This is a genomic window from Neobacillus niacini (genome assembly GCF_031457145.1).
Taxonomy (GTDB): domain Bacteria; phylum Bacillota; class Bacilli; order Bacillales; family Cytobacillaceae; genus Neobacillus; species Neobacillus niacini_J.
This window is the reverse complement of record NZ_JAVDVZ010000003.1, coordinates 440,701-457,049: the sequence shown is the minus strand read 5'-3', so window position 1 is coordinate 457,049 and position 16,349 is coordinate 440,701. Positions and strand designations below refer to the sequence as shown.

At 37.3% G+C, this 16,349-nt stretch carries 15 protein-coding genes and 1 rRNA gene; 4 read left to right on the top strand and 12 right to left on the bottom strand.

Features of this window, described 5'->3' with window-relative positions; genetic code table 11:
* A 16S ribosomal RNA gene (locus J2Y03_RS11255) occupies nucleotides 1-88 on the bottom strand; the annotation flags it as partial.
* Between the two features lie 284 nt (nucleotides 89-372).
* Nucleotides 373-1,248 (bottom strand): nucleotidyltransferase-like protein, encoded by an 876-nt coding sequence (locus J2Y03_RS11250; protein WP_310193979.1) that lies wholly within the window; start codon nucleotides 1,246-1,248, stop codon nucleotides 373-375.
* Nucleotides 1,249-1,396: 148 nt separating this feature from the next.
* On the opposite strand from J2Y03_RS11250, the gene J2Y03_RS11245 reads away from it, so the two are divergent.
* Nucleotides 1,397-1,747, top strand: a complete 351-nt coding sequence (locus J2Y03_RS11245; protein WP_132097496.1) for a YgzB family protein — start codon at nucleotides 1,397-1,399, stop codon at nucleotides 1,745-1,747.
* 43 nt (nucleotides 1,748-1,790) lie between these two features.
* Here the strand turns inward: J2Y03_RS11245 and perR are convergent, their stop codons facing one another.
* The 4 genes from perR to J2Y03_RS11225 form a co-directional block, all read right to left on the bottom strand.
* Nucleotides 1,791-2,228: a peroxide-responsive transcriptional repressor PerR gene (perR, locus tag J2Y03_RS11240; protein ID WP_132097497.1), complete on the bottom strand. Its 438-nt coding sequence runs from the start codon at nucleotides 2,226-2,228 to the stop codon at nucleotides 1,791-1,793.
* A gap of 105 nt (nucleotides 2,229-2,333) precedes the next feature.
* Nucleotides 2,334-2,888 (bottom strand): cob(I)yrinic acid a,c-diamide adenosyltransferase, encoded by a 555-nt coding sequence (locus J2Y03_RS11235; RefSeq protein ID WP_310193977.1) that lies wholly within the window; start codon nucleotides 2,886-2,888, stop codon nucleotides 2,334-2,336.
* A gap of 246 nt (nucleotides 2,889-3,134) precedes the next feature.
* Entirely contained in the window at nucleotides 3,135-3,605 is a 471-nt protein-coding gene (gene bcp, locus J2Y03_RS11230; protein ID WP_310193975.1) for a thioredoxin-dependent thiol peroxidase, read from the bottom strand.
* Between the two features lie 86 nt (nucleotides 3,606-3,691).
* Nucleotides 3,692-4,042 (bottom strand): potassium channel family protein, encoded by a 351-nt coding sequence (locus tag J2Y03_RS11225; RefSeq protein ID WP_310193972.1) that lies wholly within the window; start codon nucleotides 4,040-4,042, stop codon nucleotides 3,692-3,694.
* 196 nt (nucleotides 4,043-4,238) lie between these two features.
* On the opposite strand from J2Y03_RS11225, the gene J2Y03_RS11220 reads away from it, so the two are divergent.
* The 3 genes from J2Y03_RS11220 (at nucleotide 4,239) to J2Y03_RS11210 (ending at nucleotide 11,557) form a co-directional block, all read left to right on the top strand.
* On the top strand, nucleotides 4,239-5,534 hold the full coding sequence (locus tag J2Y03_RS11220) for a glutamate-1-semialdehyde 2,1-aminomutase (RefSeq protein WP_310193969.1): 1,296 nt from the start codon (nucleotides 4,239-4,241) through the stop codon (nucleotides 5,532-5,534).
* A gap of 295 nt (nucleotides 5,535-5,829) precedes the next feature.
* The gene (locus J2Y03_RS11215) at nucleotides 5,830-10,299 is read left to right on the top strand and encodes a glutamate synthase-related protein (RefSeq protein WP_310193967.1); all 4,470 of its coding nucleotides are present in this window, start codon (nucleotides 5,830-5,832) and stop codon (nucleotides 10,297-10,299) included.
* A gap of 184 nt (nucleotides 10,300-10,483) precedes the next feature.
* On the top strand, nucleotides 10,484-11,557 hold the full coding sequence (locus J2Y03_RS11210) for an FUSC family protein (RefSeq protein WP_310193963.1): 1,074 nt from the start codon (nucleotides 10,484-10,486) through the stop codon (nucleotides 11,555-11,557).
* Between the two features lie 78 nt (nucleotides 11,558-11,635).
* On the opposite strand, the gene J2Y03_RS11205 is transcribed toward J2Y03_RS11210, so the two are convergent.
* The 6 genes from J2Y03_RS11205 to fabL form a co-directional block, all read right to left on the bottom strand.
* Nucleotides 11,636-11,761 carry a hypothetical protein gene (locus J2Y03_RS11205; protein WP_310193960.1) on the bottom strand — a complete coding sequence of 42 codons (126 nt, stop codon included), beginning with the start codon at nucleotides 11,759-11,761 and terminating at the stop codon, nucleotides 11,636-11,638.
* 362 nt (nucleotides 11,762-12,123) lie between these two features.
* Nucleotides 12,124-13,899, bottom strand: coding sequence for an ABC transporter ATP-binding protein (locus J2Y03_RS11200; protein WP_310193958.1), 1,776 nt, complete (start codon nucleotides 13,897-13,899; stop codon nucleotides 12,124-12,126).
* A 141-nt stretch (nucleotides 13,900-14,040) separates the two neighbouring features.
* Nucleotides 14,041-14,571, bottom strand: coding sequence for a nucleoside tri-diphosphate phosphatase (ntdP, locus tag J2Y03_RS11195; protein WP_132096734.1), 531 nt, complete (start codon nucleotides 14,569-14,571; stop codon nucleotides 14,041-14,043).
* Nucleotides 14,572-14,765: 194 nt separating this feature from the next.
* The gene (locus J2Y03_RS11190; RefSeq protein WP_132096736.1) at nucleotides 14,766-15,023 is read right to left on the bottom strand and encodes a YgaB family protein; all 258 of its coding nucleotides are present in this window, start codon (nucleotides 15,021-15,023) and stop codon (nucleotides 14,766-14,768) included.
* 182 nt (nucleotides 15,024-15,205) lie between these two features.
* On the bottom strand, nucleotides 15,206-15,520 hold the full coding sequence (locus J2Y03_RS11185; RefSeq protein ID WP_310193955.1) for a gamma-type small acid-soluble spore protein: 315 nt from the start codon (nucleotides 15,518-15,520) through the stop codon (nucleotides 15,206-15,208).
* 72 nt (nucleotides 15,521-15,592) lie between these two features.
* Nucleotides 15,593-16,342 (bottom strand): enoyl-[acyl-carrier-protein] reductase FabL, encoded by a 750-nt coding sequence (gene fabL / locus J2Y03_RS11180; RefSeq protein WP_310193953.1) that lies wholly within the window; start codon nucleotides 16,340-16,342, stop codon nucleotides 15,593-15,595.
* Nucleotides 16,343-16,349: the final 7 nt, after the last annotated feature.

Genomic DNA, 16,349 nt, shown 5'->3' with positions numbered 1-16,349 from the left:
GGTGCAAGCACCTCAAGATTCGCTCGACTTGCATGTATTAGGCACGCCGCCAGCGTTCGTCCTGAGCCAGGATCAAACTCTCCAAGAAAGTTGATATAGCTCAATTTGTTACGTTGGCTTAGCTTTTTTAAAAAAGCTAAAAAATTGTTTGTTGACGTTCTTGTTTGTTTAGTTTTCAAAGAACAAAGCTACTCAGCAATCTTATTTATCGCCCATAAGCGACTTTATTAATATAACACAACGCAATTTGTTATGTCAATACTTTTTAATAAGAAAACCGTCACCTGCGAAAAGCTTTAAATATTTCGTTCGCAGCGACGGTTATTAATATATCAAGTATTTTACGAAAGGTCAATAGGTTTTATTATTTTTTTACGATAATTTTTTACTCACCTGATAACACCGATGAAATATACCATGCCCCTTTGTATCAAGACTAACAACATCTATTAAACCTTTTTCATTCAGATACTCAATTAGTACAGCCAGATCAACAGAATAAGGGATTAATTCTTCTTCATTCTGAATCTCATTGAAAGTCCAGTATTCTTTTGTACCCAGAACATCTAAAAGATGAGCACATCCCACCTTCGTTCTAGAATGAATCATAAATTCACTGGCTAAAAATAATAATTCTAATCTCTTCTCAATAGGCTCTTCACTATTAACAAGTTCTTCATATAATTTTACAATCTCAGGTTCTATCTGTTTTACCTGCTGCCAAACAGTTAATTCTGGATGAAGGCCATTTTCGATTACCGCTAATCTCGCTAAGTGGTGCAACGAATGAACAACATAATTATAAGCATCTAGGAATTGTTTATTCTCAAAGAGCGCCTTGCCATCAACATATCTTCGTATCAACTTCGCAAATTCTAGCCCCATTTTAATTTTCCTTCCATTAAAGGGAAATTCACGGAGTTCTGTTTTCAAATTTGCAATATATTCATTTCGATCGAATAATATCTTTGCATGATAAAGCCATTCGAAAATTTTTCGATTCGTTCCTAATAGAAGCCATTCTTTTAATAGGCCCTCAGTAATAATATGCATAGCTGCCTTGTTATCATTATAAGTATAATGCTTAATTAACAAAGGCTGCTCTCCGTCTTTTACAATAATTAAAAGAATTACATCAAAAGTATCTGTAGTATGACTTGATTTATGTCTTTTTTCTACCATTAATACTCCTAGAGTATTAGATTGACTAGCCCGTTCCTGATAAATGGGCCGAAGAATGTCTTTCATTATCATTCCTCCATTATTTTCGATAACATATATGTTCGACAGTAATAAAAAATCTCCTTCTTATCCAGAAGACAAATTTCGACATTCTTTAACATAACATTTTTTCACGAGATGTAAATATGGTATAGTTTGTCTAGGAGGAGAATTTATGGCTAAATATTCAAGTAAAATAAATAAAATCCGTAGTTTTGCATTATCCTTAATATTTATCGGCTTTATTGTTATGTATGGTGGAATATATTTTCGTAACTCTCCACTTATTATGACCATTTTCATGCTAATTGGACTTTTATTTATTATTGCCAGCACAGTGGTTTATTTTTGGATTGGGATGCTTTCAACTAAAACGATACAAGTAAAATGCCCTAACTGTGGAAAACACACGAAAATGCTTGGAAAAGTGGATATGTGTATGTATTGTCGAGAACCTTTGACACTTGATCCAAACCTCGTAGGCAAAGAATTTGATGAATCATATAATAAAAAACGCCAAAAATAAAAAGCCGAAATTTTATCGGCTTTTTATTTTCACTTCATTAATGTTAATGTACCTCATTACTTGTACATTCAGGACACGTTCCATAAATTTCCAAACGGTGATTATTTACTTTAAAGCCTGTAACATGGGAAGCAAGATGTTCGACTTCATCTAATCCCGGGTAATGAAAATCAACTATTTTTCCGCAACTCTCACAAATAACATGATAATGGTGTGTTGTTACAAAATCAAATCGAGCTGAAGCATCACCATAGGTTAATTCTTTAACTAAGCCTACTTCACGAAATACTCGTAAATTATTGTAAACTGTTGCCACACTCATATTAGGGAATTTCCCCTCTAAGGCTTTATAAATTTCATCTGCAGTAGGATGTGACATTGAGTTTATTAAATATTCAAGTATCGCATGACGTTGCGGAGTGATCCTTACTCCCGTATCCTTTAAGGTTTCCAACGCTTCTTTCAATTGGTTCATCGCCATGCACCTCTTTTCCAAAAAGATTCTTAAATTATAATTGTTATAAATAGTTTACTAAGGAATTAATACTTTTGTCAATATTGTAATATCATTATTAGGTAATTGTTATTATTTTTCTTGGTGTAATGTCCGTTCTTTCATCCCCACTGCATGATTAACATATCGAGCTGTTACAAATAAAAGATCAGAAAGTCTATTTAAATAAGCCAATACTAGAGGATTTACTTCATCTCCTAAAGAAACTGCACACCTTTCTGCTCTCCTAGTTGTCGTACGAGCGACATGGAATGCAGCACCAGCAGAATGTCCTCCAGGCAAAATAAAATTTGTTAGTTCCGGAAGTGATTCGTTCAGCTCATCTATTTGCTTTTCCATTTCCTCAATATCACTGGCTTTAAGAGACCACTTTACTTCCTTACCTTTTGGAGTAGCCAGTTCTGCACCAACATGAAAAAGATTTGTTTGTATTTTATGATACATATTCTCGATTAATTCTTTCTTTTGAAAAGATTCACCCTGTAAATAACTCAATGCAAGTCCAATCACCGAATTTGTTTCATCACAGGTTCCATATGCCTCAACACGCAGGTCGTTTTTGGCAACCCTTTGCCCATAAATTAAAGATGTTGTTCCTTTGTCACCTGTTTTCGTATAAATCTTCATATTCAATCCCCCATTGAAACATTATTTTCAATAATATATGTATCTATAATTGATTGTATTTTCTTCATCATATCATCTAATGGACTAGCATTAAAATAGGAGATATAGTGATAAACATAAAAAAAGGGTCGATAATCGACCCAACAAGTTTATCTGAGGAGGTATGCCCTAATAAAATGATATTCAAACCGGACTCATTTGCATTGGACAAAAGCCTTTTCTAAAGAAAATAGGCTAGAAATTCGGTTAGTTTAGGTTTTCTTTTATGTATGCTAATGCATTCTCCACATGCCCTTTTACTTGAACCTTTCTCCATTCCTTTACTAAAGATCCATTTTTATCAATGATAAAAGTTGACCTTTCAATTCCCATATATTCTTTACCGAAGTTTTTCTTTAATTTCCATACATCAAATTCTTCTGCCACACGATGTTCAGTATCAGCAAGCAGCAGGAATGGCAATCCGTATTTCTCTACAAATTTCTGATGACGTTCAACAGGATCAGGACTAATCCCTAGAATGACTGCATTTAACTCTTTAAAGAGTGCACTTTGATCCCGAAAATCACAAGCTTCAGTCGTACAACCAGGGGTCATGTCCTTAGGATAAAAGTATAATACGACATTTGAACCTCTCAAGCTTGATAACCTTACCGTTTCACCATTATTAGCCAGCAATTCAAAATCAGGAGCTTGCTTCCCTAACTCAACTGTCATGATATAAATCCCTCCATGGAAAATATTTCTCATCCATAGCCTAACCAATCTTTACCTTCAACACAACTATTTAGTTGCCAGCAATCTTACTTCTCTCGATCCATTAATGCACGTGCAACGAAAGCTGCAGGGAGTGTATAGCCAATTAACGCTTCGATAACAGCCACCATTCGCCCAACACCATGAGGAATTACATCGCCATTACCAACAGAAAACAATGTCATGGCACTGAAATAAAAACTAGTTTCAAACATGTTATAGTTGTTTTCATCATTTGTTTCTACAAGTAATGATATTCCCTTCAATTCAAACAACAAATAGATAAGTCCAAATCCAAGAATAACTGTCAGGTAGATAGACCCTAAAAACAGAGCATTTTCAATTGAAACAAACTTTCCTTTTACGGTGTTTGGAATAAACAAAGTTCTTATACTCATAAAAACACAGAAAATAACGATTGGAAGTAAGAAATAGAACACTAGCAGCCACCTCAATTGAGTCAGTTATTCTCATTCTATGCAGGCTTGGACGATATAATATGTAGAGAGTGAAAATTTTTAAAAAGTTAAACAAATAGAAGTCGATAAGAAAAGTGATAAAATGGGAAAGAAGTTATTGCGAGGAGGAAAAATAATGCAATTTACCAATTCAGAACGAATACATAATGAAGCTTTAGAGCATATTGTCGGCGGGGTAAACAGCCCATCACGGTCTTATAAAGCCGTAGGCGGCGGTGCCCCAGTAGTAATGGAACGCGCACAAGGTGCCTATTTTTACGATGTCGATGGAAATCAATACATCGACTATCTTGCTGCATATGGTCCGATTATCACAGGTCATGCTCACCCTCATATCACTGAGGCTATTAAAAAGGCAGCTGAAAGTGGGGTTCTTTTTGGAACTCCAACACCACATGAGGTAAAGTTTGCGAAAATGCTAAAGGAAGCTATGCCTTTTTTAGAAAAAGTTCGTTTTGTAAACTCAGGAACGGAAGCAGTCATGACGACCATTCGGGTTGCCCGCGCCTATACTGGAAGAGACAAAATTATTAAGTTTGCCGGATGCTACCACGGACACTCTGACCTTGTTCTTGTTGCTGCCGGGTCAGGACCATCTACGCTCGGAACACCTGATTCTGCTGGAGTTCCAAAGAGTATTGCCCAAGAAGTCATTACCGTTCCATTTAATGATATTGAGCCTTTTAAAGAAGCATTAGAAAAATGGGGTGACCAAATAGCTGCTGTCCTAGTGGAACCAATTGTAGGGAACTTTGGAATTGTTGAACCAAAACCTGGTTTCTTACAGCAGGTAAATGACCTTACCCATGAGGCAGGAGCACTTGTCATCTATGATGAAGTCATAACAGCTTTTCGTTTTATGTATGGGGGAGCACAAGATTTATTAGGGATCCAGCCAGATTTAACAGCTCTGGGGAAAATTATTGGCGGTGGTCTGCCAATAGGTGCCTATGGCGGACGTAAAGAAATTATGGAAAAAGTTGCCCCACTAGGACCTGCCTACCAGGCAGGAACAATGGCGGGAAATCCAGCATCTATGCTATCCGGAATTGCCTGTTTGGAAGTTTTAAAGCAGGAAGGTATTTATGATTATTTAGACCGCTTAGGCGCACTGCTTGAAGAAGGGATATTAAAAGCAGCGAAAGAACACGATATTCAAATTACCATAAATCGTTTAAAGGGAGCCTTTACCGTTTATTTTACAAATGAAAAAATTGAAAACTATGAGCAGGCAGAAAATACCGATGGAGAGATGTTTGGGAGATTCTTCAAGCTTATGCTGCAACAAGGAATAAACCTGGCACCTTCTAAATACGAAGCATGGTTCTTAACCATTGCGCATACAGAAGAGGACATTGAAGCAACACTTCATGCGGTTAATAATGCATTTTCTCTTCTTAAGGGCGAATAAATATACATTTTTTATGCAGTTACAGAGGGTGGTTAACACTCTCTGTTCTTTGTTTACTCTATTTGAAAACGTTTACATTACAATCTTTTCACAACTTCCTAACCTAAAATTTCTCTGATTTACTATCCACTTTACTGTATATTTATTTGATTTCTGAATATTCATATGATACTATAAAATTAGTCTTTTACCCTTATTTCATTTGTCCTCTGTTTTTGTGGCAACAAATCTCACTTTAATAAGCTAATAGGAGGTGAAGCGGCTTTAGAGGATATTCCGCTAAAAGCCAATTTATATGACAGAAAGATGGAACCCTTCCCTTTTTAAAGATTTCCATAAACACGAACACGATGCCTGCGGAATTGTAGCTTGTCTTGAAAAAAATAAGCAGCCTACTAGAAAGAACATTTTTGATTGTATAGACGCTCTTGTAACGATGAATCATCGTGCAGGTTTTATAAACGGCGAGGGGGATGGAGTTGGTGTTCATGTAGATATTCCCACTGATTTATGGAAGGGAAAATTACAAAATGCTGGTATTGATCCATCTCATGTAGACAAAAAGAGCTTTACTGTTGGTCATGTATTTGTTAGCAAAAAAGCTAACTGGAATTCTACTAAAAGAGAATTACTTCAGAAACTAAAAAACTATGATTTAGAAATCATTTTTGAAACGAATCAAGTTACCGATTCAAGTGCGCTTGGTCCAATTGCGATTCAAGAGAACCCCGTTTTCTGGCAATTCGCCTGTCTGTCTGACAAAGAGGGGCAAGAATTAACTAAGGTTTTATTTGAGGTGATCATTGATTTAGAAGTGAATGAACATGTTCACGTAGCGTCTCTAAGCCAATATCATGCTGTATATAAAGTCATGGGTGCAGGGGATATCCTCCCACGTTTCTACAAAGATTTAGCCAACCCAGTCGTTGCCTCCTCTGTAACGCTCGGCCATAATCGATATTCTACAAATACACTTTCAAGTTTTTTCCGAGTCCAGCCTTTTAGTGTACTTGGACATAACGGAGAAATAAATACAATTGCAAAGCTTCGTGATGAAGCAAGAATGATTGGTGTTCCACTAGTAAAGGATGGCAGTGATTCACAAGATTTAAGCCGGACAATGGAAACATTAATTTGCCGTGAAGGTTATACTTTATTCGAAGCGATTGACCTGTTATTCCCACCAATTATCAATGAAATAAAATCCTACTCTGAAAATCTACAAGACTTATATACTTATATTCGCGAGGCATGGGGCCATTTTGCACAAGGTCCAGCTGGCATCATTTCCAGATTTGGTGACGAAGCAGTTTTTAGTGTCGATGCTTTAGGATTGCGACCACTCTGGATGCTTGAAACAGAGACTTCATTTCTATTCTCATCTGAACCAGGGATCATACCTTCCAGTGAGTATGTAAACGATCCTAAGCCATTAGCACCTGGAGAAAAAGTCGGCTTTAAATGGAGCGATGGTAAATTAGAAGTTTACGAGCAAAGCCGCTTCCAACAAGAGGTTTTTAACCGTTTCTCAAACCGTTTAAACCTTCAAGATTCGAGAGTCTGTTTACAAGGACCAGCTTTAGAAAAAACCATTACTATGAATTATCCTGATAAAATTCATAATGGACAATACAAAGCTTTTGGATGGGAAAGAGATCACATCCAATTAATGGAACAAATGGCTGAAAAGGGTGTTGAACCTATTCGTTCCCTTGGACATGACGCTCCACTTGCTGCCTTAAATCCTGAACGGAAAAACATTGCGGATTATTTTAAAGAAAGCGTAGCAGTTGTTACGAATCCTGCTATTGACCGAGACCGTGAAACAGAGCATTTTTCTACGCGGGTTATCATTGGGAAGCGACCTACCCTATTCACGAATGAAAAAACTGAAACGGTTCTTGAGCTAACGACGCCCCTGCTGTTAGAAGGCAAAGCAGGTTATAACTGTTCAGAAACGCTAGGTCAGCCTAGCTTCGATCAAGTTGTTCAGCATTTCCAAAAAGAACGACTTGTCGCGTTTATTTCTGCAACCTTTAGTAAAGATGAGAACATTGATACTGCCCTAACAAGAATTTCTAATGAAGCCGTTCAAGCAGTCCTTTCTGGAAAAAGCCTAATCGTCCTAGATGACGCGAATGCACATCAGGAAGATTTATATTGGATTGATCCACATATAGTTACATCTGCCATTGACCAGGCATTAGTCAAGGCCGGATTACGAAGAGAGTGTTCATTACTATTACGCTCTGCAGCGATTCGTTCTTTGCATGATATCGTGACTGTATTTGGACTAGGAGCAGATTTAATTAGCCCCTATTACATGTTCATGACCGTTCTCGATGAATCTAATAAACCACTAATTAACCTATATAGTGCTCTAACTAAAGGGCTTGAAAAAGTAATTTCAACCATTGGTATTCATGAATTACGCGGTTATGGCAGACTGTTCTCAAGCATTGGTCTACACGAAGATATTGCAAAAGTATTAAATATTGTTAACTTTTTTGGCTCTGCTGATATCGAGAATAACTATGAAGCAATGAAGAATGATGCATTCCAAAGGGCTGAGGATTACCATAATGAAAAAGAAAGAGTCGGAAAAACCTTCCACCTCTTCCCTCGTATTTGGAAGGCTATTGGTGAAGTTGCGGCAACTGGTGACTACAGTGCCTATCGGGATAAAATCAGTGAACAAGAAGAGCAGAATCCTACGACCATTCGACATTTAGTTCAATTAAGGAAGAGCAGTCAGTCAATTTCTCCAGCAAACGTTGATATTACTGTTGGTGAGCATGATTTACCATTTATTATTTCTTCCATGTCGTTTGGGTCACAAAATGAGACCGCATTTAGAGCTTACGCTGAAGGTGCTCACCGCCTAAACATGATTAGTCTAAATGGCGAAGGCGGCGAAATCAAGGATATGCTCGGAAAATATCCAAAAACGAGAGGACAACAAATTGCCTCTGGCCGTTTTGGAGTAAACGCTGAGCTTTTAAACTCTTCTAATCTATTAGAAATAAAAATCGGTCAAGGCGCAAAGCCTGGTGAAGGTGGACACTTACCTGGTTCGAAGGTTACAGCCAAGGTTGCGGCTGCACGTAATGCAACACTGGGTTCGGATTTAATTTCGCCATCCAACAACCATGATATTTATTCAATAGAAGATTTAGCGCAAATGATCCTAGAATTAAAAACGGGTAATGACCAAGCGAAAATTGCAGTAAAAGTACCTGTCGTACCTAATATCGGAACCATTGCTGTTGGTATTGCTAAAGCTGGCGCAGATATTATTACATTAAGCGGATTTGATGGCGGTACGGGTGCTGCTAGAATTCATGCCCTTCAGCACGTTGGACTCCCAGTAGAAATTGGCGTAAAAGCAGCACATAACGCACTACTCGAAAGCGGACTGCGTAATAAAGTAGAAATTTGGGCAGATGGCGGCATGAAGAGTGCTATGGATGTTATGAAAGTCATGCTCCTAGGTGCCAACCGTGTGGGATTTGGAACACTATCCATGCTGGCAATTGGCTGTACTACTTGTCGTGGATGTCATTTAGACACATGTCACGTTGGAATTGCTACCCAAATAGAGTCAGAAGTTCAAGCTAAGGAACATGGACTCCGCCGCTTTGTACCACGTCAGCTTGATTTAGCGGTTAATGGAATCATGAATCTTTTTTCTTCCTTTGGAAGTGAATTAAAGGCATTGGCTGCTTCTGTTGGTATTACAAATTTGCAAGATGCAGTTGGACGTTCTGATTTATTAGAGCAGGTTAAAGGAAAAAATCAGCTTAGCCTATCATATTTATTAAAGCCGCTAGAAATTAGCCAATTCACTAAAACAGAGGAATCAAAAGCTTTGCAAGAGGTCCAAATGCAAGTTGCTGTAGGTGCTGAATATTTAGATGCCAGCGTGGACCAATTACATTCTTCTCGTGAGTTTGAAAGTGTCACCTCTGAACAGCGCGTGTTAGGAAGCAGGGTTTCTTGTCACCGTGTTCGTGGACGCCTTGATGGGTCTTACCTACAGCTCCCTCCTGTACAGCTTAAGTATAAGAATGGTTCAATTCCTGGTAATGGCTTAGGTGCCTATAATAGTGGAGGAATTGAAATCACGGTTAACGGCGGCGGTCAAGATGGAGTTGGTAAAACTTCATTTGGTGGAAATATCTATATCCTTAAGTCTAAAGGAAAAGATGGTAACTATTATAATGGTTCCGTTGGAAAAGGATTCGGCTATGGAGCACAAAAAGGGCTTTTAGTAGCTCAGGGTAATGCCGATGCCCGTGCAGGGATCCGCTTATCTGGTGCTGATATCATCATCGGCGGTTTTGTGAAGAAGCCAATTTCTGAAAAAGAGGCTGGAAATATTGGAGCCAATGCAAACATTAAAGGATTTGCTTTTGAATATATGACCAACGGTCGTGGATTAGTCTTAGGTGACCCAGGTCCATGGATTTGCGCCGGAATGACTGGTGGAGTCGTTTATGTTCGCCAGCAGCCTGAAGTCGGTTTAACAGCAGAAGCCATTATGAGAAGGATTGCTAAAGGTGCTAAAGTTTCGGTTATGAGTTTGACCGAAAATGGCAAAAATGATGTCAAAGAGCTGCTCGGTAAATATACAGATTTACTAGCAAGTGACGGTCAGACAGAAGAAGCCAATCAACTTCGAGCACTTCTCTCTAACCCAGAAGATCACTTTATTCAAATTGTTCCAGTCAAAGAACAAGCTGACCCAGCTGTATCAACTGAGTGATTAAAAAGAACGTCCGTAAATTTTTTACGGACGTTCTTTTAATTTGTTAAAAAAAATATCTATAAATATAACTGAAATATAATATCTCTTGATAAAATGGTTTAATCACTGTATAGTACCTAATTGTTTGATATAGAGTAAACTAAGTACAACATCACTTAAATTTGAAAGGAAACATTTTGCAATGAAGTTAGGTGCCCGCATCTTTAAAACGGGAATTGCCATTGTCTTGTCCCTTTACTTAGCACAGCTGCTGCACTCGCCCTCTCCTGTATTGGCAGGCATTGCTGCCATTTTTGCCATCCAGCCAACGATTTATCGTTCTTATTTAACGATTGTCGAACAAATTCAAGGGAATTTAATTGGTGCAATACTTGCAGTCATTTTTGTCCTTCTAATCGGAAATCATATTATCATCATTGGATTGGCAGCTATTATCGTCATTACAATCAACCTAAAGTTAAAAATTGAAAATACGATCGGTCTTTCACTTGTTACGCTGCTTTCCATTATGGAAACCCCTGGCACTGATTTTATTCCGTTTGCAGGAATTCGGTTCTCAACGATTATGATTGGGGTATTTTCGGCCTTTGTCGTCAACCTCGTCTTCCTACCGCCAAAATATGAAAAGAAGCTTTATTTTAAAATATCTGGAACCACTGAAGAGATTATTCGCTGGATACGGTTAAGTACTCGCCATGACTTCGATCATAATCTCCTCAAAGCAGATATTGAAAAATTAAAAGATAACTTAATCAAAATCGGGCAGTTTTACTTAATGTATAAGGAAGAAAGAAGTTATTTTAAAAAAATTAGCCTAGAAAAGTCGAGAAAACTCGTAATCTTTAGACAAATGACATCAACTGCAAAGCGAGCACTTGATACATTAAAAAAACTTCATAGGTTTGAAAATGAAATGCTGCACTTATCTGATAGGTTTCAACTGTCAATCCAAGAACAGCTTGATCGTGTCATATACCATCATGAGCAATTAATGCTTCGGTTTATCGGCAAGGTTCCAACACCCTTGGAAAGTGAAGCAAATACTTGTATTAATAAAAAAGAATTATTCGAGTTATTCTTGGCCCATCAGAATCTCTACATCGATCAAGACGATCCACATTTATATCATACCATGCAAATTATTTCTTCCATTATTGATTATGGGGAACAGGTTGAACATCTTGATACACTTATAACCAGCTTTCACTCCTTTCATCATAATGAAGTATCCATTGAACAAAAGGAAATAGAATAAAAAAAACTTACCGGCTTGGTAAGTTTTTTTTTATTTTCATAGTGGTTGAACTGGAAAATTGATTCCAAACTCGTTAGTTTATTTAGCTTGTAACCTTCTTAGTCTTACACCGTTTGCAACAACTCCAATTAATCCTGTAATGGCGAATATATATGCTACAAACAATGGTGTTGAGTAAAGTGCTTCAGTTAGTATTCTAAACATACCAACAGCAAAAATAAGTAAACTACATACAAGTGTAATTAAAGTTCGAGTTTTACTCTTTATTTTAAAAACCTCCTAACAGTAAAAATTTTCCTATATAAATGTTAACATACATAAATATCATTGTTAACAATAACTTAAAGTAACTCTCAATAGTTGGGATAAGTTTATATAAAGAGTGTTAATCCTTTTTTGATTAATTCTCACGTTACTCCAACATCAGCTATGTTTTAATCACTGAATTATACTAAAGGAAGTTACCTCCTGGAAGTTGAATTTAATTTGTATTTCGATTCCATATACATGCTCCAAAAAAAAAATGACGTATGCCAATTTCATACGTCATTTCTTGCTGCTTTTTCCTATGCTTTTGCTACAATCTCATCTTTATGATGCTCCAGCTGCTGCACTTGAAATAATTTAAAATAATTGCCTTGTTTAGCCATTAATTCATCATGTGTGCCTACTTCAACAATTTGTCCATGTTCAATTAAGATAATCCGATCAGCATGGGTGATAGTTGATAAGCGATGGGCTACAATAAACGTTGTCCGGTCCCTTGCTAACGTATCAAGTGCTTCCTGAATAAGGTGTTCACTTTCTAAATCCAGGGCTGAAGTAGCTTCATCTAGTATTAAAATAGGAGGGTTTCGTAAAAATACTCGAGCGATTGCAACTCTTTGCTTCTGACCTCCTGAAAGCTTTACCCCTCTTTCACCAACCCTTGTATCATAGCCATTTGCAAGATTGATAATAAAATCATGAGCATTTGCTGCTTTTGCAGCCTGATAAACTTCTTCATCAGATGCTCCTGGTTTTCCTAATAAAATGTTGTTCTTCACAGATTCACTAAATAAGATATTGTCCTGAAAAACCACACCTATTTTGTCTCTCAAGGATTGTACATTAAAATCGCGAATATCTACTCCATCTAATAATATTTTCCCTTCTGTGACATCGTAAAAACGCGGTATCAGACTAGTGAGAGTTGACTTGCCGCCTCCGCTCATCCCTACAAGGGCAATCGTTTCTCCTTTTTTCACATTAAGGTTGATATTCTTCAAAATCATTTCTTCTGATTCATTGTATGTAAATTGAACATTGTCAAAGATAATGTCCCCTTTCACATCCTTGCATTCTATTGCATTTGGGGAATCGACAATATCATATTTTTCATCCAAGAATTCAAACACCCGATCCATTGAAGCAAATGATTGAGTGAGAGTTGTGGAGGAATTCACTAGTCTTCTTAATGGATTGTACAATTTATCAATATAAGCAAAAAACGCAATCATCGTTCCTAGCGTTAAACTTCCTTGAATAACTAGGTAAGCCGAGTAGCCTATAACAAGCAGCGGTGCAATATCAGTAATGGTATTAACTGCAGCAAATGCTTTAGCATTCCAGCTCGTGTGCTCTAAAGCCTTTTCTAAAAAATTTTTATTCTGTTTGTCAAACTGGGTTTGTTCAAACTCTTCAATAGCAAAGCTTTTAATCACCGGCATTCCTTGCACACGTTCGTGTAAATAGCTTTGAACCTCAGAAAGTGCTTGTGAACGTGACCGAGTGAGTTTTCGAAGATTACCAAAGAAGTACTTTATCGAAATAGCATAGAGTGGAAATAACAAGACGGAAACCAAAGTAAGACTAACATTCATGTAAAACATAATGATAATCGCAATAACAATCGTTGCCATATCAAGCCAAAGGTTCATTAAACCGGTTATAACGAATGTTTTCGTTTGTTCAACATCATTAATGACACGAGAAATGATTTCTCCACTTCGAGTATTGGCATAATATTTAAAGCTGAGTTTCTGGATATGTGTATACATACGGTCCCGTATGTCATACAGAATTTTGCTTGAAGTCCATTGCGCAAAATATTGACGATAATACTCAACCGGCGGTCTTACTACTACAAAAACAACAATCATGATTCCCATAATGATGAGTAATTTATTTATTTTCTCATCACTCGTTAAGCCGCTTTTCCCAATAATATCATCCACAACATACTTAATGAGCATTGGTATCATAAGTGGTATAGCAAATTTTATTACACCGATAATAATTGTTCCTATTATTTGAATTCGATATGGTTTAACGAATTCAAGATACCTGCGTATACTGCTCAAATTAGCCCCCCTTCCTAGTTTTACTTCTTAATAAATTGAAAACCTGCCTGAGTCCATTAACAGGGAAAGATGATGAAGGCAACCACTATCGCGGTAGTAGATGCCTTCATCATCTTTCCTAGGCGCTATAACAATTTTCCATTACCGTCTGTAAGTTAAATACCGCTCATACCAAATATCAATAAAATCTGGCGCAAAAGGTCCTTTGCGCTGACGTATCCAATGAATGAGTTTATCCACGTTTCTTTTCAGAATTTGATCAATCACTTCGGGATAATTCATCTCACGACGGTGGCGTTCATACTCATCTTCATCTAACAAATTAAACGTCATATCAGGGAATACCTTGATATCAAGGTCATAGTCAATATATTTAACTGCTTCTCCATCAAAAATAAATGGAGAGCTTAGATTACAATAGTAATAAATCCCATCTTCCCGAATCATTCCAATAATATTGAACCAATATTGTGAATGAAAATAACAAATCGCAGGTTCCCTTGTAATCCATGTTCTTCCATCTGATTCCGTTACAATGGTGCGATCATTCCCACCAATCACTAAATTTTGAGATCCCTTTAATACGGTCGTTTCCTCCCAGACGCGATGGATGTGCCCATTGTGTTTATAGCTATGTATTTGTATTGGTTCACCTTCGATGGGTACGCCCATGATTCTCCCCTTCTTCCTTCCTAAACGCTTTGTAACCGTTCCTCCTACAATTAAACGACAAAAGGAAACAAAGTTCATTTACTATTTCTTATTATTATAACGGTTGAATACAGAATTTAAAACAAAAGAGCCATTGATTTCAATGACTCTTTGAAAAAAATTGCTTATTTTTCAATCATTTTTCGATTTTTGGCCTAAATAGAAGGCTCTAAGTCGGTTTCACGATAAGATTGAATGACCTCTTCCGTTTGTTTTTCAAAAATTTCCTGAATCTCTTTTAACTCTTTTTTCATTTGATTGATATCAAATTGGACACTTTCTAACTCAGTTTCATTTTGCAAGGTCTGTAGTTCTTCTTCGATTTCTTGACAACGTTCAAGCTCTCCTTGAAGGTATAGTAACTTTTCCATTGTCATCATCTGCTCAGATACTAAACGGTTAAAATGATCCATTTACCACACCGCCTTATTTTTTCTTTCTAAATATGTATTCTTTAACAAAGAGATTTTTCCTTTGACTAGTTATGTAGACTAAAGAGAAGTTTTGTCGAACACCGAAACCCTAGGATACTTGGGCTAGGCAACATAAAGAAGGCACTCTACGAATGAGAGTACCTTCTGCTTACGAATTTTTCTTAGCTTTGACCATATTGACCAGAATTGCCTTGGCCTTTATTAGCTTGGGATTGTTGGTTTTGACTTCTAACTTCTGCAGCGTTTGTTTCGCTTGCAAATTCAGTTCCAAATTGCCCAGAAGCACCTTGGCCCTTGTTAGCTTGGGATTGTTGATTTTGCTTTTTCACTTCAGCAGCGTTTGTTTCGCTTGCAAATTCAGTTCCGAATTGGCCAGCTGCACCTGCACCGCCTTGAGATTGAGCATTTTGCTGTCTAACTTCTTGGATGTTAGTTCCAGCTTGAGTTTTGTTTGGTTGTTGATTGAAGTTTGCCATTGTAATCACCTCCACAAAAATTAAGATACCCAGGTGATGTGGAGACTATCCAAAAAATTTTATAAAAATCGCTTACACCAGCAATGAAATACCACCATCAACAATAATTGTTTGTCCTCTGATCATGCTCGATTCTTCTGATAAAAGGAACATAACACAATTTACAATGTCGTCAATTTCAACCATTCGTCCTGCTGGAGTCTTCTCTTTTGCTTCTTGAAGAAGCTCTTCACGGTTTGGAAAATGAGTTAACGCCTCTGTATCAACAGCTCCTCCAGAGACCGCATTGACGACAATATTTTTTGATGCTAATTCTACTGCTAAATACCTTGTTAACGCCTCAAGTGCCGCTTTTGAAACTCCCACGACTGTGTAATTTTCTAAATAACGAATAGATCCTAAAGAACTAATGCTGACAATCTTCCCGCCGCCATTTTTCTCCATTAACTTCGCTGCCTCTTGTGCACAGAATAACAAAGCCTTACTATTAATATTTAATGTCCAATCCCAATGGTTTTCTTCTAATTCCATAATAGGGCGCTGAACTCCAGAGGCTGCATTATTAACAAAAATGTCTAACCTTCCGAATTCTTGCTCAATCTGACTGAACATATCCTTTATTTTACTTACATCTCCTACATTCGCCTTCACCACTAACACTTTTCTTCCCAAAGCTTCTATTTCTTCTGCTACTTGAAGAGCTGATTTTTTACTTCTTGCATAATTGATTACAATATCATACCCAGATTGGGCAAGCCTTAAGGCTGTTGCCTTTCCTATTCCCCTGCTGCTTCCTGTGATTAATGCTACCTTTTGTGTCATAGATTGT

Coding starts and splice junctions, on each gene's coding strand:
- J2Y03_RS11250 (WP_310193979.1), bottom strand. CDS start 1,248: ATGAAAGACATTCTTCGGCCCATTTATCAGGAACGGGCTAGTCAATCT.
- J2Y03_RS11245 (WP_132097496.1), top strand. CDS start 1,397: ATGGCTAAATATTCAAGTAAAATAAATAAAATCCGTAGTTTTGCATTA.
- perR (WP_132097497.1), bottom strand. CDS start 2,228: ATGGCGATGAACCAATTGAAAGAAGCGTTGGAAACCTTAAAGGATACG.
- J2Y03_RS11235 (WP_310193977.1), bottom strand. CDS start 2,888: ATGAAGATTTATACGAAAACAGGTGACAAAGGAACAACATCTTTAATT.
- bcp (WP_310193975.1), bottom strand. CDS start 3,605: ATGACAGTTGAGTTAGGGAAGCAAGCTCCTGATTTTGAATTGCTGGCT.
- J2Y03_RS11225 (WP_310193972.1), bottom strand. CDS start 4,042: ATGAGTATAAGAACTTTGTTTATTCCAAACACCGTAAAAGGAAAGTTT.
- J2Y03_RS11220 (WP_310193969.1), top strand. CDS start 4,239: ATGCAATTTACCAATTCAGAACGAATACATAATGAAGCTTTAGAGCAT.
- J2Y03_RS11215 (WP_310193967.1), top strand. CDS start 5,830: ATGACAGAAAGATGGAACCCTTCCCTTTTTAAAGATTTCCATAAACAC.
- J2Y03_RS11210 (WP_310193963.1), top strand. CDS start 10,484: ATGAAGTTAGGTGCCCGCATCTTTAAAACGGGAATTGCCATTGTCTTG.
- J2Y03_RS11205 (WP_310193960.1), bottom strand. CDS start 11,761: ATGTTTAGAATACTAACTGAAGCACTTTACTCAACACCATTGTTTGTA.
- ntdP (WP_132096734.1), bottom strand. CDS start 14,571: ATGGGCGTACCCATCGAAGGTGAACCAATACAAATACATAGCTATAAA.
- J2Y03_RS11190 (WP_132096736.1), bottom strand. CDS start 15,023: ATGGATCATTTTAACCGTTTAGTATCTGAGCAGATGATGACAATGGAA.
- J2Y03_RS11185 (WP_310193955.1), bottom strand. CDS start 15,520: ATGGCAAACTTCAATCAACAACCAAACAAAACTCAAGCTGGAACTAAC.
- fabL (WP_310193953.1), bottom strand. CDS start 16,342: ATGACACAAAAGGTAGCATTAATCACAGGAAGCAGCAGGGGAATAGGA.